This window comes from Actinomadura formosensis, from assembly GCF_050948385.1.
GTDB classification, from domain to species: domain Bacteria; phylum Actinomycetota; class Actinomycetes; order Streptosporangiales; family Streptosporangiaceae; genus Spirillospora; species Spirillospora formosensis.
Window position 1 is genome coordinate 6,839,184 of sequence record NZ_CP192011.1, and the last position, 23,301, is coordinate 6,862,484.

The following is a 23,301-nucleotide window of genomic DNA, read 5'->3' on the forward strand; positions in this document are numbered from 1 at the left end:
GACCAGGTTCCGGGCCGCCTGGGTCACCCACGAGGCGGTCGGGTGAGCGGTTGCGTCCAGAACCCGGATACGGCGGGTGTGATGCTCGATGACCGCCAGCACGTACCTGCGCGCCCCCGTCACGGTGACGGTCTCCAGGAAATCGCACGCCAGCAGCGCCTCGGCTTGGGAGCGTCGACCACGCTCCTGGCCGACCGCATCGTCTCCTGATCAATCGGGTCTGTACGTTTTTGGGCGCCTCTCTGTGTCAAGCGGCGGCGAGCAGAGAGGTGTCCAACCTGTTGGATCGATGGCGTTGGCCGCGGTCTGCAGCCAAGGTCAACAAGGCTGTGGCCGGGGTCGCTCTAGTTGCGCCTGCCGCCCTCCGGCTGGCTCATTCAACGGCGTGCGTGCCGGCCACCGCCGCTGGCGAGAGTGGCTGGTCTGCACCGCCCCAAGTTGGTTTGCCCTCCTCGCCGGTCAACTCCTGCCCGGACCTTCCAGGAGCACCATGCCGTCATTCCCCCGGCTCACCGACACCGCTGGTCAGGTCGCCGTCCAGGTCGGCCACTTCGGCCCGGCCAAGCCCAGCCGCCCTGGAAGGCCGGCACGCCGCCTCACCCGCGGGGGGTCGGCTGCTGGAGCGCAGCACGCACCATGTCGCGCTGACCGCCACCGTCGCGGGCGGGGCGGCGCCCGCAGGTTCCCGACGCGACTCGCCGCCGGTCACCGGGAGGGCGCCGGTCCCGAGCGCGGATCAGACGCGGACGGTGGAGATGCCGCAGGACGCCAGGATCTCCTGTGGCATCGCATCGCCGGTCCCGGCGGCGGATCCGGCCAGGGCGGCCTCCGCCGCGGACGGCACCGCCCCGGGCGGGATGAGGAGAAGCAGGATCGGGTCCGCGCGCCCGCAGGTGATCGAGACCATGTGGTCGAGGTGGGCCAGCCAGCCCACCCTGACCTCCTGCCCCAGGACGGTGATGCGGAGCGGGACGCCGTCCCAGTCGTCGAAGTCGATGGCCACGCGGGTGGCCGGTTCCGGAGCGTCGCCCATGCCGGCCAGAGCGGTCAGCAGTTCGGTGAGTTCAGCGCCGGTGTCGCGGGATCGGGGCCACCAGCCGCCGTCCATGACCCCGCGTCCCGCACCGCCGGGGGCCAGGCGCAGGCGCGGGGCCGGCGGAGTGGGTTCGGCCGGCGCGGCCGTGGCCGGAGGGGGGTCAAGCTGCGTGGTGTCGCGGGCCATGGAGGGGGCCCCATTCTCGGTCCGTGCGGAACCGGTTCGCGTATCGCCGGGGACGGCGCCGGCATGGTGGCCCGCGCGCGAAAAGCCCTCGGTAACGCCGAGTGTACGTCAGGGGATGTGCACGTCACGGGCTGTGCACGTTCGGACGCGTAGACACGCGGCATCCGGCACCGGCAACACCGTCCGGGCATCCCGGATGAGTCTCGCCGGACCCGGGTCGGCCACCGCGGTCTCGCCCGATCCGGCGTCTCAGAGCGATTCGCCGCCCCAGCGCCATTCGTCGTTCTCATGCCGGGCGCGGATCAGGTGCGCACCGCTGGAGTCGGCGAGCTCGGCGATCATCCGGATCAGCTCGCGGTGGAAGTCGGCGGGCGGGTGGCCGCCGCCTGACGAGCCCTCCAGGAGCGTCACGTTGACTTTCGCCTCGTCGCGGAGCTGCGCGGTCAACCGGCCGGTCTTGTCCAAGCGGAGTATCACGATCGCATCGGCACGGATCATGTCGCAGCCGTCGGCGGCCGAGATCCACACTTCGCCCATGCGCCTCATCTCCAAGGATCGGAAGCCGCATGCCCCACCACTCCAACATAAGCGCCCTCCGCGCCCCAGCGGCGTCACCGACGGGTGCGTGGAGTCGTGACCCGCCCTGCATCGCGCGAACGTGATCGCACGGGGCCAGGGCGTATACTCGTTGTGACACGGGTTACTCGATGCGGGCGGCCAAGCTCACGTCCCCCTGGTCTCTCGATACTCGGCCCTCTCGGGGCCAGACAGGTCCGGCGCTATGACGCCGCAACACCAGCCCACCCGAACCGCTGAAACCGATCTGCGCACCGGGATCGCCACGGGCACCGCCTGTGAGGCTGAGACGTCGGCATCCGAGCCCTTTGGCCATGGGGTCACGCGATGCCTCCGCAGGCGCTGACCTGCCGTGCAACCACCTCGCCCCGGCTCCGGCCATGAGCGGCGTTCACAGACCTCGGATCGGAGATCCCCCATGCCCACCGGTACCGCCTCGCCCGAGGCCGGGCTGACCCGCGAACGGCTCGCCGACCACACCGTCATCGCCATCAGCGGCGAACTCGACATCGCCTCCACCCCGTCCCTCCGGGAACGTCTGCACGTCGCGCTGCGGGACGTCGGCGCGTACGTGATCATCGACCTGTCGGGCGTGACGTTCTGCGACGCGTCGGGGCTGGCGATGCTCGTCGGCGCACGCCGCCGGACGCAGCCGAACGGCGCGCCCGTGATCCTCACCGGCCCGCGCCGTCAACCCGCCAAGCTGCTGGAGGTCACCGGGCTGCTCCATGCCTTCACCGTCCGTTCCTCCATTCCCGGGGCACGGACCGCCGACCCCGGTCCCCGATCGGCCGCGGCCTGACCGCGGCGGGACACGGGCGGAACCCCGCCCGTTGCCGAGCCGGGACCGGGCAGGCGCCAGGCCGGAGGAGAGCGGGATGACGACATGACCGGACACGATCTGCCGGTGAGCGCCTGGGGGCCGGACGAATCCGGGAGCGCGGAGAACGACCGGCGCCTGACCGCGTCGTTCGACCTGATGACGGCGGTCCTGGACGGGGCCGCCCTGCCCCGTCTGCTGATCCTCGTGGCCGAACGAGCCCGCGCCATGGCGGGCGTTCCGCTGGCGTTCATCGCCCTCCCCGACGAAGACGGCCACACATTGCGGATCGATGTCGCGGTCGGCGCCGGCAGCGACCGGATACGCGGGCTGACCGTGCGGCGCGGCCGGTCGATGCTCGGCCGGGCGTTCGGCTCCCGCCGGGCCCTGTCCGCACGGATCGTCGCCGACCAGACGCTCAGCGCCCTGCCGGCCGGCCCGATCCTGATCCTGCCGCTGGACACCGGCGAGGCCACGCGCGCAGTGCTCGCCGTCCTCGGGCAACCGGGCGCGCAGCCGTTCAGCCCGGCCACCGCCCGCCAGCTGCTGCTGTTCGCCGACACCTCCGCCCGCCTGGTCCAGCTCGCCGAGGACCGGCGCGCGACCGCCCAGCCGGACCGCGCGGCCGCACAGATCATCGCTCTCCGCCCGCCGCGGCCCACGCAAATGTGACACGACCGAGCGGGAAATCACGGCGAGTGAACAACGGCCTCTCCGGGGTCCGCTTGTAAGGTCAGGGGCGGACGGATGCGGGGCGTGCCTATTGGCCGTTGGTGTTGTCGATCCAGGTTCCGTTGCCCTTGTAGGCGTAGAACCGGGAGCCGAACGAGCCGATGGCGGGCGGTGCCGGGTTCTCGCCGGAGGCGGTCTTCGGCGCGCCCCCGAAGACGGGGCCGGTGAACTCCTTGGGCCGATCGCCTGACTTCCGCGGCGCTCACGTTGGTCGTTCGGAAGACCGTTGCCTGGCGGCCATCGACTCACGGCTCGTCCAGGAGTCCGGTCATGGGCGCGTCCACGCTGACGTTGTCGCGGGTGCTGATGCCCTGCGGCTGGATCGGCATCGTGACGATCCGCACCGCCGGCGCGAGCAGCAACAGCACGAGCGACGCCACGATCACGACGACAACGACCAAGGTTCCCCTCGGACGCTCCACTCCCTGGAGGTCCGAGCCCGAACAGGCCATCTGGAAGACCCCGCCCAAGCCAAGCCCATGCGGCCATCGGAGGGATACCGCCGATACGGGCTGAACCGATCATCGCAACCGATCACCGCACGGGGGGGCCGGGTGGATCGGTGGTCTGCGGTCAGCCGGTCGCCTGGTCGGCGGTGACCAGCCAGCCGAGCCGTTCGGACATGCCGCGGGCGCAGGCGACGACGGCGCGTACATGGTCGGAGTCGTCGGCGGCGCGCCACAGGATCGACCAGGGGTAGAACGAGGCGGGTTCGGTGAGCGGGCGCCAGATCGTTCCCGGGAGGGCGGAGATGCAGGAGGAGGGCACGCAGTACAGGCAGCGGCCCTGGGCGACCAGAGCCGATGCGGCGCGGATGCTGTCGACGGTGCCCTTGTACACCGTCGGGGTGAAGCCGGCGGCCCGGCACATCTCGACGGTGAACTGGTTGAACTCCGGCGCCTTCATCTCCTCGGCCAGCAGCAGCGGCTCCCGGGCCAGGGCCTCGACCGGCACCGCGTCCAGGTCGGCGAACCGGTGCCCGCGAGGGACCAGGACCCCGAGACGATCCCGGCGGAACAGATGCGAGGCGATCCCGCTCGGCGCCAGTGCGGCACGGCCGATGCCCACATCGAGACGCCCGTCCACGAGCTGCTGGTACTGCTCGGGGACCCCGACCTCCACCTGGTGGATCACCAGGTCCGGATAGCGCGCCTGGGCCTCATGCAGGATCTGCGGCATCGAGTCGTAGCTCGCGTCGATGATGCCCACCCGCAACGCCGGGGAGGTGCCCTGCGCGGTCCGGGCGACCTGGGCGGCGCGCTCCACGTGAGCGAGGATCTGCCGCGCCTCGACCAGGAACGCCGCCCCCGCCGTAGTCAGGGCGACGTAGTGCGTGGTGCGCTCCAGCAGACGCACCCCCAGCTCCCGCTCCAGCCGCTGTACCTGCTGGCTCAGCGCCGACTGCACGATGTGCTCACGGGCCGCCGCGCGCCCGAAGTTGAGCTCCTCGGAGACGGCGATGAAATAGCGGAGCTGGCGCAGTTCCACATCTCCCGCCTTCCGGGCCGAAACAGCGAGCCCCCTCAGCAGCGTACATCGCGGCGTGCGCCTAGAGAGGTTCACTGACCCAGCGCCAGCCGTCCCCCTCGTGCCGTGCGCGGACGAGTTGCGCGCCGCTGGTGTCGGAGAGCTCGGCGACCGCCCGGAGCAGCTGACGATGGAAGTCATCGGGCGGCGGGGAGCCGGACGAGCCTTTCAAGAGAGTCACACTGACCTTCGCATCGTCGCGGAGCTGCGCGGTCAACCGTCCGGTCTCATCCAAACGGAGCATCACGATCGCATCAGCACGGACCATGTCATGGCCGCCACCGGTCTCGATCCAGACCTCGGGCACCGTTTTGCTCATGGACATCATCTCCTCGGCTCCGACAGTTCGCCCCACCGCTCAACATAGAGGGCTCGGCATGACGTCCGTCAGAACCGGGGCGGCGGCCTGTGCCCCCGCGCGACGCGGGGTATGACCACCGCCGACGGTTATCACCCCCGCTGATGGCTCTTGCCAGGATTGCGCGGTTCGGTCCGGCCGAAGGCCGAGTTCAACTGGTAGTGGGCGTCATCCCGTACCCGAGTTCGGCCGGTCGCGTCCAAGCCGGTCCCGCACCCGCCAGAGGGCCTCCCCTCGGAATGGAAGACCATGACCACGATCGTCCCCGGAGGCAACACCCATCGGGGCGCACCGGACCGGCGTGACGCCGGAGGGTGCGTGCGGGGCAGTGACTACGCGGTGCTGTCGCGGCAGGTGAAACGGGCCGGCCTGCTGGCCCGCCGTCCCGGCTACTACTGGGTGAAGGCCGCGACGAACCTGCTGCTTCTCGCCGCGGGATGGGCGGCCTTCGTGCTGATCGGCCCGTCCTGGTGGCAGCTCGCGGTGGCGGCGTTCCTGGCGGCCGCGTTCACCCAGACCGCGTTCCTCGGCCACGACGCGGGCCACCAGCAGATCTCCGGCTCCAGGCGGGTCAACGTCCTGCTCGGACGGCTGCACGGCAACCTGCTGGTCGGTCTCGGCTACGGCTGGTGGGTCGCCAAGCACAACCGGCATCACGCCCACCCCAACCAGGTCGACCGCGATCCCGACATCGCCACCGGCGCGATCGCCTTCACCCGCCAGAGCGTGCGAGCACGACGCGCTCCCGGTGCGTGGCTGGCCCGCCACCAGGCCTGGCTGTTCTTCCCCATGCTGCTCCTGGAGGGGTTCCACCTGCACCTGGCGGGGGTCCGGGCACTGGTCGGCCGTGGCGCGACATCACGGGCGAACACCTCGGGAACGACCCGGCTGGTCGAGGGCGGCCTGCTGCTCGCCCATGCCGCCGGATACCTCACCGTCCTGTTCTGGGTACTGGCTCCCGTCCAGGCCGTGGGCTTCCTCCTGCTCCAGCAAGGGCTCTTCGGGCTCTACCTGGGCTGCTCGTTCGCCCCCAACCACAAGGGCATGCCGATCTTCGGCAAGGACCACAAGTCCGACTTCCTGCGCCGCCAGGTGCTGACCGCGCGCAACATCCGCGGCGGCCGGATCACCGACTTCGCGCTCGGCGGACTGAACTACCAGATCGAACACCACCTCTTCCCCTCCATGCCGCGCCCCAACCTGCGCCGCGCCCAAGCCCTCGTGCGCGCGTTCTGCACCCGCAACGACATCGCCTACTGCGAGACGAGCCTCACCGGCTCCTACGCCCAGGTACTGCGGCACCTGCACGCGGTCGGCGGTCCCCTGCGCCCGGAACTGGAGTACTGACCCGGCGGCAACGCAACACGACGCCCGGAAGGGGAGGTTCGATGAACCACGAGATGAGGATCCACGCCATGGCCTCGGGCGTGCCGTCCAGCCCGAACGGATCGGCACCGCGCTGCGGCCACGTGGACGCCCTGGCGCCCGTCACGCCACGATCACGCGGCTGCACGGCATGTGAGACACGGGGCGCCCGGTGGACGGCACTACGGCTCTGCCTGACCTGCGGCTGGGTGGCCTGCTCCGACGACTCGCCCCACCGGCACGCACGAGCGCACTACCAGGAGACCGACCATCCGGTCGCCGCCGCCGTGGAACCGGAATCCACCTGGAGATGGTGCTACGTCCACGAACGTCTGGTCTGACGAACCCGGCCAGGCACCTCTTTCCATCGGCCGCCCGCCACGCCAGGCCACTCGCGGATCGAACATGTCCGGATACCTAGAGTCATTGATGTGGCAACGGGCATATAGACGCGGTGGGGGAACGGATCGGACGCGAAGAGCCGGTGGATCGGAGTGAAGGCTTCGGTGAGCGGCTGCTGGGGCAGTTGCTGGACCGGGCGCACGAGATGCCACCCCAGCTCATCGCCCCGCTGGTGGCCGAAGAAATACACGCGATCGGCGGCCGGGACATCTCGATCCTGCTGCAGGACTACGCCCAGCTGACACTGGTGCCGCTGCCGGGCCGGGGCCTCACCGACAGTGAACCACTGCCCCTTGCAGGATCCCTGGCCGGACGCGCGTTCCTGTCGGAGACCATCGTCGAACACCCGCAAGCCGACGGCGTGCGCATGTTCCTGCCCCTGCTGGACGGCAGCGACGAGATCGGCGTGATGGTCCTGACCCTCGACAGCGTCAACGACGACGACCGCCGGCTGCTGCGACGGCTCGCGGGCCTGGTCGCCGACATGCTGGTCACCAAGAACAACTACACCGACCAGTTCCTGCGGACACGACGACGCGAACCGATGAGCGTGCCCGCGGAGATCCAATGGTCACTGCTGCCCCCGCTCACCATGACGACACCGCAGGTCGCCGTCGCCGGAATACTGGAACCCGCCTACGACGTCGCCGGCGACAGCCTCGACTACGCCCTCAACGACGACGTCCTGCACCTGGCCATGATCGACGCGATGGGCCACGGCCTGAACGCCGCGGTACTGGCCACCGTCGCCGTGGGCGCCTACCGGCACGCCAGACGCGCCGACGCCGGCCTCGCCGAACTGTACGCGTTCATGGACACCGCCATCGACGCCCAGTTCGGCCCCGACCACTTCGTCACCGCGCAGATGATGCGCCTCAACATCGGGACGGGCCACCTGGAATGGGTCAACGCCGGCCACCCGGCACCCATGCTGATCCGTGACCACCACGTCATCGGCACGCTGGAAGGCCACGGCACGCTGCCCGTCGGCTTCGGCGGCTCGTCACCCCAGATCAACAACGAACGGCTACGCCCCGGCGACCGGGTTCTGGCCTACACCGACGGCCTCATCGAAGAGCACATCACCGGCGGGGAACAGTTCGGCGAGGAACGCCTGATCGCCACCATCGAACGCGTCGGACCCGCCAGCGCGACCGTGCAGCAGATGGTGCGGCACCTCTCCCACACCCTCATGCGGGAAAGAGGCGGGATCACCAGCGACGACGCCACCCTCTTCCTCATCGAATGGCGCGGCGGCACCGCCGACCACCTCACCAGACCACTCCTGTGACCGCGAGATCCGGGCCGGGCGGGCGGCCGGGCGGGCGGCCGGGCGGGCGGCAGTGAGGCGGTGAGGCGGTGAGGCGGTGAGGCGGTGAGGGACGGTACAGACGATGACGTCGGTGCTGGCGCGCAGGACGGCCGCCAGGAGTAGACCTCGCTGGTTCCGCAGGATCCGGTAGCGCCATCGTTTTCGCCGTCACCGGGTCCCCAAGCGGTATCGATCTGCACGCGGTGGGCACCGTCTTCATGGTCGCCGTCGTCGTTCCCTGACGGGGCATGAGAGCGAGGAACCACGGCGTGAGGACGGCGACCGGGCCGGTCGCGCAGGGCTTCGTGTCCGGTGACGGTGATTACTGGTCGGCGATGGCGTCCTGTTGCCACCAGGCGAAGGAGTGGATGTACCGGACGCGCTTGCGGGAGGGCCGGCGTCCATACGTCAGGGCAATGATGCCGTGGCCGTCCGCGTGGTCGGACGGCCGGCCGGCGGCCCCGGACGGGGCGGGTGCGGCGTCGCGGATCTCACCCAGCAGCAGGCGGGCGGATGCGCGTAGTTCCAGCCGCAGATCGACCGGGCCGCGCGCGGCGGCACGGGTGAGAAGGTCCTGGACGAGTGCCGTCAACTGGTCACTGAGGTCGCCTGCGGCCGGCCCCAGCCCCCACGTTCGCAGAGCATCGTGAACCGCCCGGCGGACCTGTCCGGCGGGCAACCGCCACCGGCCGGTGCGCAGACCGGGATACGCGGCGGCATCGGCGTCGTTCTCGGCGGGAGCGGCCACGGTGCTCTCCGATCAGAAACGAGCCCGGACCGGGACGCGCGCCGTAGGGCCGGCGTCGCGGAACCGAGCGCGGTTTGGTCACATCGCCCCTCTTGTGCCCGGCGCGCATGCGGTCATGCGGCGAGCTCGGCGCGGACTTGCCGAGGGGGTTGGACGATGAGCGCGCGGTCGAGCCCCGTGACGCGGAGCAGCGCGGCGACCGGCGGGCTGCGGGCGGCCAGGCGCAGGGTGATGCCGAGTCCGGCGGCGCGGCGCCAGGCGCCGATCAGCACGGCCGGGTGGTCATGGCGATCTCCGATCGCAGATGGGGCCGGAAGCTCCGTGCCCGGACGGCCGCATGACGGCCGGCCGGGCAACGGGTCGGATCAACGCGTCGTGAGGTCTCCGCGAAGTCGTCCGCCCTCAGATTCCCAGGCGTCCTCTGAGTCGTTCTGGGCGCCGGCCCGGTCCGTCCGGCCAGGTGCTGCGGTGAGGGCGGCCAGCAGGCCGGGGGTGTGCAGGTGGTTGGCGGGGTGGGATGCCAGTTCCATCACCGCCTCGGCTTCGGCGCGGGTCGTGGAGACCGGGACGGTGAGCAGGTCGACGCGTCGGCCGTCGGCGTGGATCGCCGTGAGCAGCCCTGTGGGAAGGGAGTCGAACCAGCTCAGCCGCACCACCCGGGTGTCGGCCGGGCCGTCGATCCGCAGCCGCCGCGGACGGCTGTCCCAGTCGCCCACCCGGAGCAGGACGTGGGTGATGGGCCGGTGGTCGTCGATGGGCCCGTGGTCCTGCAGGGCCAGGATCAGGCCCGGCAGCTCCGCGACCGGGTCGGCCGAGCGGGGCCACCAGGCGCCGTCGAGCGCCGTCCGCGCCGAGCCGGGAGAAGCCGCGGGGCGCAACCGCAGCCGTGGAGTCGAGGGCGGTGACAGGCTGGTCGTTGTGCGGCGTTCGGTGGTGCTCCACATGACCGGCACCTTCTTTTGAATTTCGATTGACGCGGCGAGTCGGTTTCTCATCGGAGGCGCTTGCGGGTCAGCGGGCGCAGTTGGGTGAGGCGGGCGGTGCCCAGGATCAGGGTCACCGCCTGCGGCACGGGCCGGGTCTTGTGTCGACCGGGCGAGCCGGGGCCGGGCTGGAAGCCCGCACCTGGGCGTCCACTCGTACGAGGTCGCCATGGCTCCCCCTCTCCGGGGGCGAGCCGGTGTAACGAAACAACCCTCAGAACAAGAGTGTCGTTATTTCCGGATAACTTGATTCTACCCGACAAATCGCCAATATTCGCAATTTTTGAAAATGATTCCCCCGGGAGGTGCGCAGGAGTGCGGGACCAGGATCCATTGCCCTCCGAGCGACGGTCATCGGCGCAAGTGATGGCGTGTGCACGCATTGCCTGTTTCCGTCATCAGGCCGTCCGGCTCAAATGAGAAGTGGCCAGTCACTGCTGGGGGCTGCGCCGGCTGGTCCAGGGCCGTCCACTCCTCACCCGAGCCGGGCGGCCCTGGACCGCAGCCCACCCGTTGTGAACGAGGACATTGGCAGGGTCGGTGAACCGGAAGTGAGCCCCATGACCACCCCAGACCGGGTCCCCGCGATCCGAACCTCGAAATGCCGCCCCCCTACCGGCGCCCCGGACCGAGCCGACCACGAACAGCAGCCCTCAAGCGCGGACGCCGTTTCCTGCTCGCCGGTGGTCGTGTCAGTTGGCCTGCCCGCGCCCACACCCCAGACCGTCCAGCAGGCGCGGGCCTACCTGACCCCCCGCCACGCGACCGGCGTGGACGGATTCCTCTGGCAGTCCAAGGAACGGCCGATGCCCGACCGCGACGCCATCAACGCGGTCATCACCGCCGGCGACCGAGCCCAGCACGGAACCGGCGACCATCCCGAGCCGGTCGAGGTCGCCGCGGCACTGCTGGTACTGAGCGCGGTCCGCCTGGGCCTGGACCAGACCGAGGCCCGCCTGCTCAACACCGCGCAAGCCTCGGGCATGGGCTTCGAACAGATCGCCGCCGTCCTCGACCTCAGCGTCGAGGAAGCCGAAGAACGCTACCGGCAACTCAAACCCCGCCTGGACGAACCCGCCGCCACACCGTCCCCACCGCCGCCTCGCCGCGCCGGCACTCCCGGCAGATCACCCCGCCAGCCGGGTACACGGACCAGGGATCAGCCGACCTGGGACGAATTGGATGACGAAGACTGGGGAAACTGATCCCACCGGAGAATGGAGGGAGTCCCGATGATCCAGATGGCCGACATCAGGGAATGGCGCGCCCACGCCATCCTCGACTCAACCGGACACAAGATCGGCACGCTGGAATCGGTCTACGTCGACACCAGCACCGACGAACCCGCCATGGCCACCGTGCGGATCGGCCTGCCCACCCGGCACCGCCTGGCCTTCGTCCCCCTGGAAGGTGCGACCGTCGGGCCCGGCTACGTGCGGGTCGCCCACGACAGGTCGCTGGTCAAGCACAGCCCCGCGATCGGCACCGACGACGTCCTGCCCGCCGAGGACGAGGAAGCCGTCTTCCGGCACTACGGCCTGCCCTACGAACCCGGCGCCGGCGGCGAGCGCCAACTCGCCCGCCGCTGAGCGCTCGGCCCCCGGCCGAAGGAGTGAAGGCACATGATGGTCTTCGTCCTCGTGGTGATCACCGCGCTGGTGCCGGGCATCCTCGGCATCTCATCCACGGTCTGTTCTACCTGCTGATCATCGGCATCATCGTTCTCATCGCCGATCTGGCTTTCCTCGCCGTGCGCTCGACCAGGCGCGAACGGCCGCTTCGCTGACCGCCCGCACGGAACCGGTCCCGGCGTCAGTCCGGGGGGTCGTCGCCTGCGGGCGGGTCGAAGTCGACGTCGACGTTCTCGAACCCTTTGTGGCGTTCGGTCTCGGCGTAGGAGGAGTAGGCGCGCCGGTCCCCGGCGGTCAACTCGACATTGTCGGTGAAGGGCGTCAGGAGGCTGCGGGGCCACAGCCGCCGCTCGCGGACGACGTTGATCTCCGCACCGGCCACGAAGGTGATCGCGCCCAGGTAGATCCACGTCAGCAGGCCGAGCACCAGGCCGAACATCCCGTAGGTGGCGGTCGCGCCCTTGAGCATGTGGCCGAGCAGGAACGCGCCGGCCCACTGCAGGGCCTGCCAGACCAGCGCCGAGACGATCGCGCCCGTCCGGACCTGCGCGACGGTGAGCGGCCTCGCGGTCAGCACCCGGAACGCCACCGTGAACAGCACGACGTTGATGGCGACGGCCACCACGATGGCCCCCGCCCGCACACCGGCACCGAAGACGCCGCCGGACGCGGTCACCGCCGACAGCAAGGTGGTCGCCAGGATCACCCCGCCGCCGACCGCCAGCAACGCCAGGCTGCGCACCCTGGCGGCGATCGGGTTCGGCCGGGAGTTGCGCGGCACGCCCCAGATCTTGTTCAAGGCGTTCTGGACGGCCTGCACGACGCCCAAACCGCCGTACAGACTGCCCGCCACGCCCGTCACCAGAGCCAGGATGCTGCCGTGGAAGGAATGGATGTTCGCACCGATCTGGTCCCCGATGACCGGGAACTGGGCTAGCGCCGAATCCAGCACACGCTGCTGCAACCCCGGACTGCCCTGCAACGCGAACCCCAGACCGGTGACCAACAGCAGCAGCAACGGAAACAGCGACACGAACCCGTAATAGGTGATCAACGCCGTGAGGTACGCGCCCTGGTCGTCCACGAACTTGTACACCACCGCCAGCGGCAGCCCCGCCCAACGATGCCGCCTCTGATAGGCGTCCACGCGGCCGACCACTCCCACACGATCCTTCTTCCCTCCTCACCCCCGGCCAACGCCCCCGCGACCGGCTCGCGACTGACCGCACCGGTCCTGCTCACCAGGAAGCTGCATGCGAGCCGATAGTCGAGCCCCGCGTCGGGGCTGCCGCGCGGCCAGGTCCACGTGCCGCACCATATTGCGGATCGTCAGGCCCAGCTGCTGGTAGAGGTCGGCTTTGTCTTCGGGCTCGGCATTGCTGGCCGGCTGCGCCAGGTCTCCGCTCCGCTGGAGCAGGTCGGCAATCTCGTCCCGGGAGATGCCCGAGCCGCGCGGAGCGGCCTTCACCTCGCGTTCCAGGTGGGCACGTTCCTGCGTGACGTCGTTAAGACGAATACCGGCGGCTGCGCGGCACGGTGGGCGGCACCCACATCGCCCTCGGCGGGCCCGGGTCACAGCCTCCGGCACCGTGTCCGGCGCCGAACCGGGTTGTCGGCCACTGCGGCTGTCACGTGACCCACGACGGGACGATCTGGTCCAGCCGGGCCGGGGCGGTCAGCCCGCGGATCGCGGTGACGGCGCCGCCGGCGACCGTGAAGGCCAGGACCGTGACCGGCCGTCCGCCGACGGTGATGAGCGCACCCGGGACGCCGTCCACGAGCGCCGGATGCGCCCGCCCGTCGGAGCGTGCGAACGTCGTCGCCTGGGCCGCGACCTCGCCCGCGCCGCGGATGACGACGGTCCCCCAGGGGCCCTGCGTCCGCAGTTCGACCTCGGGGGCGAGCACGGCCAGCAGTCCGGCGATGTCGCCCCTGCCGACCGCCGCCAAGAACGCGTCGATGACCTCCCGGACGTGCGGCGGTGTCACCATCAGGACGCATCGCACGCCGGTCAGGTAACCCCCGGCCCGGCGTTACCTCCCGCCGCGGCCGGACGTCGTAGTGCCGTCCACCGGTCCACCGGCCCGCTCCCCGGAGGAGAGATGACGGCACGCATCCAGAACACCGCAAGCCAACCCGACATCACCAAAGGCGTCCAGCACCTCTTCAAGGAGGTGTACGCCGGCGGCGTACCGCGTCAGACACTGGAGCCGGTGCATCTGCGCGCGAGCCAGATCAACGGCTGCAGCGCCTGCGTCGACGCCGGCGCCAAGAGCGCGGCCAGGGCCGGCGCCGACCCCGAGAAGCTGCTCACCCTGGCCGCCTGGTACGAGAACCCGCTCTTCGACGACGCCGAGCGGGCCGCGCTCGCGCTCACCGAGGCCGCGACCCGGCTCTGCGACCGGCCCGGCGCGGTCACCGACGAGATCTGGGCCGAGGCCGCAAGGCACCACGACGAACGGCAACTGGGAGCCCCGGTGCTGAGGGTGGCGATCACCAACTTCCTCAACCGCATCAACACCACCCTCCGGGTGCCCGCCGGAACCAGCTGGCACTGACACCAGACCCGCGACCCGCCACACCTGCGGCACACGAAGCGACAGCAGTCGGCCCACCCCAGACGTCGGTGCACCGGGCAGTGACCGGACGCCGGCGATCCGCGCCGACGAACGACATCGCGCAGCCCGCCCGCTGCCTCTTACTCAGGGGCAGCGGGCGGGTTGCATCCCCTTCCCCACCGGCACGGCGCACGCGGGATGGATCCAGCAGCTCCCGCCGGGACAGCCGCCGGAGCTTGGACAGGGTGGGAACCTGCCGGCCGTCGAGCCAGGGGCAAGGGGGCGCAGGGGCACAGATGTGGTCAGTTCGTGCAGCCGGCAATCGCGCAGGGCGGTGTCGATACAGCCGACGCTGGACGCGTGGGGAGGCAGGCGAATGGCCGCGACCGCCTTGCGATCGCTCTCGGAGCGAGCGGGGGCGGCGGCGACCCGGCCGGCAGGGGCGGGGACGTACTGCTCGGCCTGCGTCACGGCCGGCCGCTGGAAGGCGACCGGATCGCGTTCCGCTCTGCCGGCAGGTGACGCGGCACCTGCCTTCCCGGAGGAGGTGGAGCTGCTACGCCCGGTCCTGGGACGGATCTTGCGACTTTCGGTCCCGCTGTAACCGGGCGTTGATGCGCTGGGCTTCGGCGAGCTGGTCTTCCAGGATGATGATGCGGCAGGCCGCGTCCAGCGCGGTGCCCTGGTTGACCAGGTCGCGGGCGCGCTGTGCCAGCCGCAGCTGGTAGCGGGAGTAGCGGCGGTGCCCGCCGGCCGAGCGTTGCGGGACGATCAGCCGAGTGGTGTCCAGGCTGCGCAGGAACGCCGGGGTGACGCCCAGCATCTCCGCGGCGCGGCCCATGCTGTAGGCCGGGTAGTCCTCGTCGTCGAACTTGTCTTCAAGCTCGCCGGAGTCGTCCTGCGCATGGTGCTGGTCTAGCGGGTCGCCGGCCCGGGCCGGCTGGGATGCCTTCACTGAACCTTCCGTACTGCCTCGGTCGGCAGCGACGACAACAGGGGCCCCGGCGCCAGACTGCGGCGCCGGGGCCCAGAGGTGCAACACCACCTACCGGCCCTGAAGAGCCGGTCTTCCGCGTGCGCCCCCCAGACGGGAGCGGGAACGCGGGGATCGCGGATGCGTGACCGTAGACCACCGTCCAATCCGTGGAACTGCGGTACCCGCGCGTGGCTGGAGCCTGCAGCGGGCGATCCCGATGGCGTCGAACCCTCCTTTCCTCGACATCACTACCGGTACTGCGTGTTTCCTTGCGTACTGCGTTTTCGTGCGTTGTTCCGCTCCCGGCGACTCGCCTGCCGCCGGGCCGGCCGACTGCCGGAGCCCCTTGCACTGCGCTGGCCCCGGCACGTCCGGCCGGTGTCATCCGTACCTGCCGGCAGTTCGTCCACTGCCGCTTCTCATGGACTTGTCTCTCTTCGATGACAGGAACAGTACCCGCTGCTCTCCCGAAAATCTACTTCGAGCACTACAGAGTTTCGTAGATCACATTGCTTGGTTCTCTTCATCCATCGCGAGTGCTCCGGCTGGGCACGGGCAGGCGGGAGCGGACGGCCGAACCCGCCCCCCGGCCGCCGGCCCGGAATCCCGGGTGGAGGGCGTGGAGGACCCCTGGACGCTCGTTCAGCGGTCGGTGACGATGAGCAGGCGGGGGCTCTGGTTCAGGCGGCGGGCTCCGATGTCGGTGCAGACGACGACGTCCTCGATCCGCGCACCGTACAGTCCCGGAAGGTAGATGGCGGGCTGGACGGACACGGTCATGCCGGGTTCGAAGACCGTCTGGTCCTCCGATGTCAGGTAGGGCGGTTCGAACTGGTCGAGGCCGACCCCGTGGCCCGTCCGGTGGACGAAGAACCTCCCGTACCCGCTGGCCGCGATGGCGTCACGGCAGACCTTGTCGATCTCGGCGGCGGTGACACCGGGGCGCACCGCCTCGCAGGCGGCGCTCTGGACGGCGAGCACGACGGAGTACATGGCCTCGAAGTCCTCGGGCGGCTCGGCCACGACGAACATCCGGGTGATGTCGGAGCAGTAGTCCTCGTGCCGCCCGCCGATGTTGATCAGGACCGCGTCGCCCGGGTTGATCACCCGTTCGGTGGGCCGGTGATAGGGGGCGGCGGAGTGCTCCCCCGCCGCGACGGTGACGAGCGTGACCTCCTCATGGCCGGTCTCCAGCAGCAGCCGCCGCAGCAGCCGCGCCATCTCCCGTTCGGTGGCGCCGGACCAGCGCAGTTCAGCGGCCATCGCCACGGCCCGGTCGGCGGCGAGGGCCGCGCGTTCCATGGCCGCGATCTCCGCGTCGGACTTGCGCATCCGCAGCGGTGCGAGGAGCGGCTCGGCCGAGGCGAACAGGGTCTGCGGGCCGAGCCGCTCCTGGATGGACAGCAGTTCATGCGCGGGCATCTGGGGGTCGATGGCGACCCGCGCGCCCACCGGGATGAGGGACGAGGCGTCGGGAACGTGTGCGGGCGGGCCGTCCGGCGTGATGACGAGGAAGCCGTGCCGCACCGAGCCGGCCAGGTACCGCAGGTTCGAGGAAGGGCGCAGGACGAGGACGTCCACCCCGTGCTCGATCATGCGGGCCCGCACCCGCTCCATGCGGTCGTCGCTCATTTCGGCGCCGGATCGTGGAGCCAGCAGGCCACCCCGCGTTCCCGCACCGGTTCCCGCGTCGAGCAGATCTCCATGGCGTGGGGACAGCGCGGGTGGAACCGGCAGCCGGACGGCGGCGACACCGGGTCCGGCACGTCGCCGGGCAACTCGGCGGGCAGCGTACCCGCCCCGTCCGGCGCGGGGATGGCGGCGAGCAGGGCCCGGGTGTAGGGGTGTCGCGGGTCGGCCCAGACCTCAGCGGTACGGCCGATCTCGACGATCTTGCCCAGGTACATGACCGCGATCCGGTCCGCGATCATCCGGACGACCGACAGGTCGTGGCTGATGAACAGCAGCCCCGCCCCCGACTCCACGGTCAGCGACCGCATCAGCCCCGCGACCTGCGCCTGGGCGGAGGCGTCCAGCGCGGAGATCGGCTCGTCGCCGATCAGCAGGGAGGGCTGGGCGGCCAGCGCGCGGGCGATGGCGATGCGCTGCCGCTGCCCGCCGGAGAACTCGTGCGGGTAGCGGGTGGCCATGTCGGCCGACAGCCCGACCCGCTCCAGCAGCTCACCCGGGGTCGGGCCGCCGCGCCGGCCGTCGGCGATCTGGCTGCCGACCCGGCGGCGCGGGTTCAGCGACGCGAACGGGTCCTGGAACACCATCTGGATCCGGGTCAGCGCGGGATCGCGGCGGCGCAGGCCGAGCGGCGGCACCGGGCGGCCCTCGAACCCGATGGAACCGCCGGACGGGCGGATGATCCCGCAGATGGCGCGGGCCAGCGTGGACTTTCCGCAGCCCGACTCGCCCACCAGGCCGACGACCTCTCCGGGCGCGACGGACAGGTCGACACCCGCCACCGCCCGTACCGGGGGCCGGTCCGGGCTGTGATGGTCGACCACCAGGTTCTCGACGGCCAGCAGCGATGTGGCGGGCGCCGGCTCGGCGCCGTCCAGCAGTTTCATGAAGTGCTCCGCTCCGGCAGCGCGTCCAGCAGCATCCGGGTGTACTGGTCGGCGGGCTCGCGCATGACCTGGGCGCGTGCGCCGGTCTCGACCAGCAGGCCCGCCCGCATCACGCTGATCGTGTCGGCCACCGCGGACATGACGCCGAGGTCGTGGGTGACCAGCAGGACGGCGAGCCCGAGCTCGTCGCACAGGCCGCGCAGCAGGCGCAGTATGCCGGCCTGGACGGTCACGTCGAGCGCGGTGGTCGGCTCGTCGGCGATCAGGACCTTCGGGTCGCAGGCCAGCGCGATCGCGATCGCGATGCGCTGCCGCATGCCGCCGGAGAACTGGTGGGGGTACCGCCGGAGCGCGCCGTCGGCGTCCGGGATGCGCACCCTGGCCAGCAGTTCGACCGCGCGGCGGCGCGCCTCGGCCTTGTCCAGCTCCAGATGGTGCCGCATGTGGTCGGTGAGCTGGCGGCCGATCGGGAGCATGGGGTGCAGGCTCGTCGACTGGTCCTGGAAGACCATGCCGATCTCGCTGCCGCGCAGCGCGTTCATCTTCTTGGGCGGGAGGGTCAGCAGGTCGGTCCCGTCGTACCGGATCCGCCCGCCGGTACGCGCGCCGTGCGGAAGCAGTCCCATGACACCCAGCCCGGTCATGGTCTTCCCGGAGCCGCTCTCGCCCGCCAGCCCGTGGATCCGGCCCGGTTCCAGCGCGAGGTCGATCCCCTGGATGATCTGCCGGCTCCCCAGCTCGACGGTGAGCCGCTCGATGTTCAGCACGGTCACAGCGCCCGCTCCTTGATCGCCCGTGCGGTCCGCGGGTCGAGCGCGTCGCGCATCGTGTCACCGAGGAAGTTGAAGGCCAGCACCACCGTCAGGATGGCCAGGCCGGGGAACACCCCGACCCACCATTTGTCGAACACGTGCGTGGCCGACGCCACCATCGTGCCCCATTCGGCGGTCGGCGGCTTGGCGCCGAGCCCCAGGAACGACAGTCCCGACAGCAGCAGGAGCTGGGTGCCGATGTCGAGGGTGGCCAGGACCAGGACCGGGCCGGTCACGTTCGGCAGCACGTCGGTGCGCAGCGAGCGCCACGAGGAGAACCCGAGCAGCCGCCCGCTGATCACGAATTCGCGGGACCGGACGCCGAGCACCAGGCCGCGGGTGACCCGGGCGTACGCGGGCCAGGACACGACGAGGACGGCGAGCACCGCGTTGCGCAGGCTGGCGCCGAGCGAGGCGGCCACGACCATCGCGAGGATGATGGTGGGGAACGCGAACACCAGGTCCGCCACCCGCATGATCGTCTCGTCCAGCCAGCGGCCGAAGTAGCCGGCGCAGGCCCCCAGCAGCCCGCCGATGACGACGGACATCACGACCAGCAGCAGGGTGAGCGGGATGGACAGGCGTGCGCCGTACAGCACCCGGCTGAGGACATCGCGGCCGAGTTCGTCGGTGCCGAACCAGTGCGCTCCGCTCGGCGCCTGGAGCCGCGGGAATGCCTGGCTCAGCGGGTCGTGCGGCGCGAGCAGCGGCGCGGCGAGCACCACGACCAGCCATCCCGCCGCGATGACCAGGCCGGCGACGGCGAGCGGCTTGCGCCATGCCTCCGGCAACCTGCGGCTCACGTGTGCCTCACTCTCGGGTCGATGACGCCGTACAGCATGTCCACCACGAGATTGACCACCACGTAGATCACGCCCACCACGAGACCGACGCCCATCACCGCGGGCAGGTCGAGGTTGGTCGCGCTCTTGTACGCGTACTCGCCGATGCCGGGCCAGGCGTAGATCGCCTCGACGAGCACGGTGCCGGACAGCAGGCTGCCGAAGGCCAGCCCCGCCACCGTGATCACCGGCACCAGCGCGGCGCGCAGCGTGTACCGGAGGAGGACGGTACGGCCGGGCAGCCCCTTGGCCCTGGCGGCCCGCACGTAGTCCTGGCCGAGCACCTCCAGCACGGCCGACCGCGTGAACCTGGTGAGCAGGCCGATCGTGTACGCGGCGAGCACCAGCGCGGGCAGCATGAGGTGGCCGACGGCGCTGGCGAAGACGTCCCACTGGCCGGCGATCGCCGCGTCCACCGTGTACAGGCCGGTGGTGTGCGGCGGAGGCGCCAGGGCCGGGGAGAGCCTGCCGGAGCCCGGCGCCAGCTCGAATTTGTAGAAGAAGAGGTAGAAGGCCAGCAGCGCCAGCCAGAACGTCGGCACCGAGACGCCGGCCAGGCTGGTCACCCGCAGGAACTGGTCCACGAGCCGGTCCCGGCGCAACGCCGCGATCACTCCGAACGCGACGCCGACCAGCAGCGACACCAGCAGCGCCGTGCCGGCCAGCTCGAACGTCGCGGGGACGAACTCCCGCAGGTCGTCGGCGACCGGCCGGTGACTCTGCTGCGACTCGCCGAGGTCCCCGCGGACGAGGTCGCCCATGTAGGTCGCGTACTGCACGGGCAACGGCTTGTCGAGGCCGTGCTCCTTCCGGAACTGCTGGACGATCGCCGGGTTGCCGAGCGCCTGCTGGCCGAGGTTCGCGGTGGCCGGGTCGCCGGGCACCATGTTGGTGAGGATGAAGGTGACGAGGGTGACCCCGACGGCCAGCAGTACGGAGACCGCCAGCCGCCGGGTCAGGAACCGCATCAGCGGATGCCGTGACCACCACCGGGCGCCGGGTGGCCGGCGGCCCTTGAGCGTCCGCGCGTCCGACGGGGGATGGGACTTCATTTGCTGCCGAGCGCCGCGATCTCGAAGTTCCACACCGGGTTGACCGCCAGGCCGGTCAGCGATCCGGCGGTGACCAGGCGCAGGCTCGGCTGCATCAGCGGCACGATCGGGCCGCGCGCGTTGAGCTGCTCCTGGATCTGGTGGTACTGGGTGAACCTGTCATCGCCGCTGGTGGCCGCGGCCTTGGCGCCGGCGTCCTCCAGCGCCTTGTCGGCGCCCTTCTTCCAGCCCGCGCGCTCGCCGACCAGGCCGCCGGGCAGGAAGGCGAGGTAGTTGCTGGCGTCCGGGTAGTCCGGGCCCCACCACCACAGGCCCATCTCCTCCTTGCCGTCGCGGTAGCTCTCCAGCGCGGTCGCGATCGGCGCGGGGGCGAGGTCGACGGTGATGCCGACCTCCTTCAGGTTGGCCTGGATGCGCTCGGCCAGCGGCTGGAACGACAGGCCGTTGAGCGTGAAGTCGCTCGGGAATTCCAGCTTGACCCTGGGGTTGGTGATCCCGCCGGCGGCGAGCGCCGCCTTGGCGCCGGCGACGTCGCGCTTGGGCGCCTGCGCCGCGGGAAGCGACCCGTTGATCATGGACGGCACGATGCCGGCCGCCTGCACGGAGCCCTCGCCGGCGAGTTCCAGCAGCCCCGCGTAGTCCACGCCCTTGCGGACGGCCTCGGCGAACCGGGGATTGGACGTGATCTTGCTGACGGACGGGTTCCGGTTGGTCAGCAGGAAGAACACGTTGGCGGACGCGCCCTTGACGATCTGCTTGTCGCCGCCGATGCCCTGGGCCTGGTCGGCCGTCAGGTCCACCGCGATCTGGCTGTCCCCGCGCTGCACGTTCAGCTTCTGGGTCTGCGACTGGACGTTGCGCAGCACGACCCGCTTGTAGACCGGTTTGGTGGCGCCCCAGTACTTGGGGTTGGCCTTCAGCACGACCTGCGTGGCGACGTTGAAGGACTCCAGCATGTACGGCCCGGATCCGGCCGACTGGCCGTTCAGGTACTTCTCCGCCTTGTCGGCGGGGCCCGCGGCACCGCCGTTGGCCTTGACGACCTTGGAGTTGAGGATGCCGAGCGCCGGGTTCGGCAGGATGAACGGCAGCGACGGGTTGGGCTTGTCCGACACCAGGGTGATGGTCTTGTCGTCGGTCTTCTCGACCTTCACGCCTTCGAGCAGGAACGACGGGTTGCCCTTGAGAGCGCGGACCCGGTCGAGAGAGAACACCACGTCGTCGGCGGTGACGGGGCTGCCGTCGGAGAAGACCGCGTCCTGGCGGAGCTTGAGGGTGAGCTTCTTGCCGTCCTTGGACAGTTCGTACGATTCCGCCAGCGCCGGCACCGGCTTGCTCACGTCGGAGCCTTTGAAGCCGAGCAGCGTGTCGTAGAGGGCCCGGTCGATGAGCAGGCCGGTCTGCTCGTACATCCGTCCCGGGTCCACGGTCTTGAGGTTGAACGAGGTGTCGATGACCAGGGCCTTGCCGCCCCCGGACGAGGACGTTCCGTCCCCGCCCGAGCAGGCGGTCAGGCTGAGCGCTGCGGCCACGAGGACGGACAACGCCGCCCGCCGTGTGGTTCCACTCGTGATCGGCATCAGCGGCCTCCGGGGCTCCGTCAGGTCAATTCTTTGCTTCTGGACGAGGAGGTCCCATGGTGCGAGACTTCCGACTGACCGTCTATGAAGCAAGCAAAAGTCAAGACAAAGCGAAAGAAGGACACGGATCTATGGTCAGACCGTCGCACGGACCACCTCATAGGGGGACCGAACCTGGACAGATCCGCACCGGGCCGGACTTGGTCGACCTCAAGATGCTGGAGGTCCTGCGCCAGGACGGCCGGATCTCCATCGCGGCCCTCGCCCAGCAGGTCGGGATCTCCCGGGCCAACGCCTACACGCGCCTTGAGGCACTCCGCACCGGCGGCGTGATCAGCCGGTTCACCGTGCAGATCGACCCCGTCCGCACCGGCCTCGGCATCTGCGCGCTGATCTTCGTCACCGTCCGGCAGCAGATGTGGCCGCAGTTCCGCGCCCAGCTCTCGCTGATGCCCGAGGTCGAGTACTGCGCGATCACCACCGGCCAGCACGACGCGATGATCCAGGTCCGGGCCGTCGACGTCGCCGCCGTGCATCGCCTGGTCTCCGAACGCCTGGCCGGCATCCCGGCCGTGAAGGCGACCGAGACGGTGCTCATCCTCGACGAGGTGATCCGCCGGCCGTTCGTGCTGCCGTCCGACTGCGTCCCGGCGAAGGTCGAGACGGAGCCCGGCCCCGGCCCGGTCGCCCTGGGACGGATGCGCTTCATCCGCGCGGACGCGGGGCGGGCCAAGCTCAAAGACCTCCCCTGACGATCTCCTCGCAGATGCTGACCTGGGGCGTATCGTCCCCGTCGAACCGGAACTCCTCCACCAGCCTGATCCGGCCGTCCCGCAGCAGCTCGATCCGGTTCGTGCTGGACCCGGCGACCGGCTCCGCGCTCTGCTTGGTCAGATGCACATAGTTCAGCCGGACCTCGGCCCCGCGCCGGGCCCCCACGAACCGGCCGTGGACCACGGTGTCGCCTTCGTAACTGCCCCACACCACGCCGCCGGACTCGGTGTAGGCGAATCGTGTGGGCGCGGCAGGGTCCACACGGCTCGCGGTCGAGCTGACCATCGCGAACCGCCGGCCATCCAGATTGAAAAGATCATTCTCATGCACGGTGCCATCGTGCCGGGTTCCGCATCTCGCGCAATCGCGCCTGAACGCATCGTAGCGGAGCCGCCCGCCTCCTGGACGAACCGTCCGCGATACGCGGCCTTCACGCCAATCCGTCTCGGACCGCC

General features: G+C 70.6%; 27 protein-coding genes. 9 read left to right on the forward strand and 18 right to left on the reverse strand.

What is annotated here, in order from left to right:
* Window positions 1–736 precede the first annotated feature (736 nt).
* Window positions 737–1,222, reverse strand: coding sequence for a DUF5994 family protein (locus ACQP1N_RS32045; protein WP_433227988.1), 486 nt, complete (start codon window positions 1,220–1,222; stop codon window positions 737–739).
* 249 nt (window positions 1,223–1,471) lie between these two features.
* Window positions 1,472–1,759: a hypothetical protein gene (locus tag ACQP1N_RS32050; RefSeq protein ID WP_067792606.1), complete on the reverse strand. Its 288-nt coding sequence runs from the start codon at window positions 1,757–1,759 to the stop codon at window positions 1,472–1,474.
* A 457-nt stretch (window positions 1,760–2,216) separates the two neighbouring features.
* Here ACQP1N_RS32050 and ACQP1N_RS32055 point away from each other — a divergent pair, with 457 nt between their 5' ends.
* Complete coding sequence (locus ACQP1N_RS32055) at window positions 2,217–2,600, forward strand: STAS domain-containing protein (protein WP_433227990.1); 384 nt, start codon at window positions 2,217–2,219, stop codon at window positions 2,598–2,600.
* 84 nt (window positions 2,601–2,684) lie between these two features.
* Window positions 2,685–3,290 carry a GAF domain-containing protein gene (locus tag ACQP1N_RS32060; protein ID WP_067792612.1) on the forward strand — a complete coding sequence of 202 codons (606 nt, stop codon included), beginning with the start codon at window positions 2,685–2,687 and terminating at the stop codon, window positions 3,288–3,290.
* Between the two features lie 305 nt (window positions 3,291–3,595).
* On the opposite strand, the gene ACQP1N_RS32065 is transcribed toward ACQP1N_RS32060, so the two are convergent.
* From ACQP1N_RS32065 to ACQP1N_RS32075, 3 genes are all read right to left on the reverse strand, one after another.
* The gene (locus ACQP1N_RS32065; protein WP_433227993.1) at window positions 3,596–3,751 is read right to left on the reverse strand and encodes a hypothetical protein; all 156 of its coding nucleotides are present in this window, start codon (window positions 3,749–3,751) and stop codon (window positions 3,596–3,598) included.
* Between the two features lie 172 nt (window positions 3,752–3,923).
* Window positions 3,924–4,838 carry a LysR family transcriptional regulator gene (locus ACQP1N_RS32070; protein ID WP_433227994.1) on the reverse strand — a complete coding sequence of 305 codons (915 nt, stop codon included), beginning with the start codon at window positions 4,836–4,838 and terminating at the stop codon, window positions 3,924–3,926.
* Window positions 4,839–4,899: 61 nt separating this feature from the next.
* Window positions 4,900–5,196 carry a hypothetical protein gene (locus tag ACQP1N_RS32075; RefSeq protein ID WP_165488325.1) on the reverse strand — a complete coding sequence of 99 codons (297 nt, stop codon included), beginning with the start codon at window positions 5,194–5,196 and terminating at the stop codon, window positions 4,900–4,902.
* A gap of 288 nt (window positions 5,197–5,484) precedes the next feature.
* On the opposite strand from ACQP1N_RS32075, the gene ACQP1N_RS32080 reads away from it, so the two are divergent.
* From ACQP1N_RS32080 to ACQP1N_RS32090, 3 genes are all read left to right on the forward strand, one after another.
* Window positions 5,485–6,582 (forward strand): fatty acid desaturase family protein, encoded by a 1,098-nt coding sequence (locus ACQP1N_RS32080; RefSeq protein WP_433227995.1) that lies wholly within the window; start codon window positions 5,485–5,487, stop codon window positions 6,580–6,582.
* 41 nt (window positions 6,583–6,623) lie between these two features.
* A complete protein-coding gene (locus ACQP1N_RS32085) occupies window positions 6,624–6,941 on the forward strand; it encodes a UBP-type zinc finger domain-containing protein (protein WP_242608631.1) in 318 nt (105 codons plus the stop codon).
* 143 nt (window positions 6,942–7,084) lie between these two features.
* Complete coding sequence (locus tag ACQP1N_RS32090; RefSeq protein ID WP_433227996.1) at window positions 7,085–8,293, forward strand: PP2C family protein-serine/threonine phosphatase; 1,209 nt, start codon at window positions 7,085–7,087, stop codon at window positions 8,291–8,293.
* Between the two features lie 343 nt (window positions 8,294–8,636).
* Here ACQP1N_RS32090 and ACQP1N_RS32095 read toward each other — a convergent pair whose 3' ends face one another.
* From ACQP1N_RS32095 to ACQP1N_RS32105, 3 genes are all read right to left on the reverse strand, one after another.
* Window positions 8,637–9,062 carry a hypothetical protein gene (locus ACQP1N_RS32095; RefSeq protein ID WP_067792625.1) on the reverse strand — a complete coding sequence of 142 codons (426 nt, stop codon included), beginning with the start codon at window positions 9,060–9,062 and terminating at the stop codon, window positions 8,637–8,639.
* Window positions 9,063–9,175: 113 nt separating this feature from the next.
* Complete coding sequence (locus ACQP1N_RS32100) at window positions 9,176–9,334, reverse strand: hypothetical protein (RefSeq protein WP_157419125.1); 159 nt, start codon at window positions 9,332–9,334, stop codon at window positions 9,176–9,178.
* A gap of 93 nt (window positions 9,335–9,427) precedes the next feature.
* Window positions 9,428–10,006, reverse strand: a complete 579-nt coding sequence (locus ACQP1N_RS32105) for a DUF5994 family protein (RefSeq protein WP_433227998.1) — start codon at window positions 10,004–10,006, stop codon at window positions 9,428–9,430.
* Between the two features lie 722 nt (window positions 10,007–10,728).
* Here ACQP1N_RS32105 and ACQP1N_RS32110 point away from each other — a divergent pair.
* Both ACQP1N_RS32110 and ACQP1N_RS32115 read left to right on the forward strand, forming a co-directional pair.
* The gene (locus ACQP1N_RS32110; RefSeq protein WP_067792632.1) at window positions 10,729–11,250 is read left to right on the forward strand and encodes a hypothetical protein; all 522 of its coding nucleotides are present in this window, start codon (window positions 10,729–10,731) and stop codon (window positions 11,248–11,250) included.
* Window positions 11,251–11,277: 27 nt separating this feature from the next.
* Window positions 11,278–11,634: a PRC-barrel domain-containing protein gene (locus tag ACQP1N_RS32115; protein ID WP_433228000.1), complete on the forward strand. Its 357-nt coding sequence runs from the start codon at window positions 11,278–11,280 to the stop codon at window positions 11,632–11,634.
* Window positions 11,635–11,857: 223 nt separating this feature from the next.
* Here ACQP1N_RS32115 and ACQP1N_RS32120 read toward each other — a convergent pair whose 3' ends face one another.
* Complete coding sequence (locus ACQP1N_RS32120) at window positions 11,858–12,823, reverse strand: YihY/virulence factor BrkB family protein (protein ID WP_207393958.1); 966 nt, start codon at window positions 12,821–12,823, stop codon at window positions 11,858–11,860.
* Window positions 12,824–13,304: 481 nt separating this feature from the next.
* Window positions 13,305–13,667, reverse strand: coding sequence for a hypothetical protein (locus tag ACQP1N_RS32125; RefSeq protein ID WP_131732408.1), 363 nt, complete (start codon window positions 13,665–13,667; stop codon window positions 13,305–13,307).
* Window positions 13,668–13,778: 111 nt separating this feature from the next.
* On the opposite strand from ACQP1N_RS32125, the gene ACQP1N_RS32130 reads away from it, so the two are divergent.
* Complete coding sequence (locus ACQP1N_RS32130; RefSeq protein WP_067792645.1) at window positions 13,779–14,234, forward strand: carboxymuconolactone decarboxylase family protein; 456 nt, start codon at window positions 13,779–13,781, stop codon at window positions 14,232–14,234.
* A gap of 556 nt (window positions 14,235–14,790) precedes the next feature.
* On the opposite strand, the gene ACQP1N_RS32135 is transcribed toward ACQP1N_RS32130, so the two are convergent.
* The 7 genes from ACQP1N_RS32135 to ACQP1N_RS32165 all read right to left on the reverse strand — a co-directional run bounded on the left by ACQP1N_RS32135 (window position 14,791) and on the right by ACQP1N_RS32165 (window position 22,072).
* Entirely contained in the window at window positions 14,791–15,075 is a 285-nt protein-coding gene (locus ACQP1N_RS32135) for a MerR family transcriptional regulator (protein ID WP_084262327.1), read from the reverse strand.
* Between the two features lie 777 nt (window positions 15,076–15,852).
* A complete protein-coding gene (locus ACQP1N_RS32140; protein WP_084262318.1) occupies window positions 15,853–16,842 on the reverse strand; it encodes a M24 family metallopeptidase in 990 nt (329 codons plus the stop codon).
* On the reverse strand, window positions 16,839–17,786 hold the full coding sequence (locus tag ACQP1N_RS32145) for an oligopeptide/dipeptide ABC transporter ATP-binding protein (RefSeq protein ID WP_067792654.1): 948 nt from the start codon (window positions 17,784–17,786) through the stop codon (window positions 16,839–16,841). Before ACQP1N_RS32145 ends, ACQP1N_RS32140 begins: the two co-directional genes overlap by 4 nt.
* Window positions 17,783–18,559 (reverse strand): ABC transporter ATP-binding protein, encoded by a 777-nt coding sequence (locus tag ACQP1N_RS32150; RefSeq protein WP_433228002.1) that lies wholly within the window; start codon window positions 18,557–18,559, stop codon window positions 17,783–17,785. Before ACQP1N_RS32150 ends, ACQP1N_RS32145 begins: the two co-directional genes overlap by 4 nt.
* Window positions 18,556–19,401 (reverse strand): ABC transporter permease, encoded by an 846-nt coding sequence (locus ACQP1N_RS32155; protein ID WP_067792660.1) that lies wholly within the window; start codon window positions 19,399–19,401, stop codon window positions 18,556–18,558. The genes ACQP1N_RS32150 and ACQP1N_RS32155 overlap by 4 nt, the downstream gene beginning before the upstream one ends.
* Window positions 19,398–20,492 (reverse strand): ABC transporter permease, encoded by a 1,095-nt coding sequence (locus tag ACQP1N_RS32160; RefSeq protein ID WP_084262319.1) that lies wholly within the window; start codon window positions 20,490–20,492, stop codon window positions 19,398–19,400. The genes ACQP1N_RS32155 and ACQP1N_RS32160 overlap by 4 nt, the downstream gene beginning before the upstream one ends.
* Window positions 20,489–22,072 carry an ABC transporter substrate-binding protein gene (locus ACQP1N_RS32165; protein ID WP_067792663.1) on the reverse strand — a complete coding sequence of 528 codons (1,584 nt, stop codon included), beginning with the start codon at window positions 22,070–22,072 and terminating at the stop codon, window positions 20,489–20,491. The genes ACQP1N_RS32160 and ACQP1N_RS32165 overlap by 4 nt, the downstream gene beginning before the upstream one ends.
* 200 nt (window positions 22,073–22,272) lie before the next feature.
* Between ACQP1N_RS32165 and ACQP1N_RS32170 the strand changes: the two genes are divergently transcribed.
* A complete protein-coding gene (locus tag ACQP1N_RS32170) occupies window positions 22,273–22,824 on the forward strand; it encodes an Lrp/AsnC family transcriptional regulator (protein WP_433228005.1) in 552 nt (183 codons plus the stop codon).
* Here the strand turns inward: ACQP1N_RS32170 and ACQP1N_RS32175 are convergent.
* Complete coding sequence (locus ACQP1N_RS32175; RefSeq protein WP_242608634.1) at window positions 22,808–23,176, reverse strand: hypothetical protein; 369 nt, start codon at window positions 23,174–23,176, stop codon at window positions 22,808–22,810. The two genes, ACQP1N_RS32170 and ACQP1N_RS32175, sit on opposite strands and share 17 nt — an antisense overlap.
* Between the last annotated feature and the right edge of the window lie 125 nt (window positions 23,177–23,301).

Coding starts and splice junctions, on each gene's coding strand:
- ACQP1N_RS32045 (WP_433227988.1), bottom strand. CDS start 1,222: ATGGCCCGCGACACCACGCAGCTTGACCCCCCTCCGGCCACGGCCGCG.
- ACQP1N_RS32050 (WP_067792606.1), bottom strand. CDS start 1,759: ATGGGCGAAGTGTGGATCTCGGCCGCCGACGGCTGCGACATGATCCGT.
- ACQP1N_RS32055 (WP_433227990.1), top strand. CDS start 2,217: ATGCCCACCGGTACCGCCTCGCCCGAGGCCGGGCTGACCCGCGAACGG.
- ACQP1N_RS32060 (WP_067792612.1), top strand. CDS start 2,685: ATGACCGGACACGATCTGCCGGTGAGCGCCTGGGGGCCGGACGAATCC.
- ACQP1N_RS32075 (WP_165488325.1), bottom strand. CDS start 5,196: ATGAGCAAAACGGTGCCCGAGGTCTGGATCGAGACCGGTGGCGGCCAT.
- ACQP1N_RS32080 (WP_433227995.1), top strand. CDS start 5,485: ATGACCACGATCGTCCCCGGAGGCAACACCCATCGGGGCGCACCGGAC.
- ACQP1N_RS32085 (WP_242608631.1), top strand. CDS start 6,624: ATGAACCACGAGATGAGGATCCACGCCATGGCCTCGGGCGTGCCGTCC.
- ACQP1N_RS32105 (WP_433227998.1), bottom strand. CDS start 10,006: ATGTGGAGCACCACCGAACGCCGCACAACGACCAGCCTGTCACCGCCC.
- ACQP1N_RS32115 (WP_433228000.1), top strand. CDS start 11,278: ATGATCCAGATGGCCGACATCAGGGAATGGCGCGCCCACGCCATCCTC.
- ACQP1N_RS32125 (WP_131732408.1), bottom strand. CDS start 13,667: ATGGTGACACCGCCGCACGTCCGGGAGGTCATCGACGCGTTCTTGGCG.
- ACQP1N_RS32130 (WP_067792645.1), top strand. CDS start 13,779: ATGACGGCACGCATCCAGAACACCGCAAGCCAACCCGACATCACCAAA.
- ACQP1N_RS32135 (WP_084262327.1), bottom strand. CDS start 15,075: ATGGGCCGCGCCGCGGAGATGCTGGGCGTCACCCCGGCGTTCCTGCGC.
- ACQP1N_RS32140 (WP_084262318.1), bottom strand. CDS start 16,842: ATGAGCGACGACCGCATGGAGCGGGTGCGGGCCCGCATGATCGAGCAC.
- ACQP1N_RS32145 (WP_067792654.1), bottom strand. CDS start 17,786: ATGAAACTGCTGGACGGCGCCGAGCCGGCGCCCGCCACATCGCTGCTG.
- ACQP1N_RS32160 (WP_084262319.1), bottom strand. CDS start 20,492: ATGAAGTCCCATCCCCCGTCGGACGCGCGGACGCTCAAGGGCCGCCGG.
- ACQP1N_RS32165 (WP_067792663.1), bottom strand. CDS start 22,072: ATGCCGATCACGAGTGGAACCACACGGCGGGCGGCGTTGTCCGTCCTC.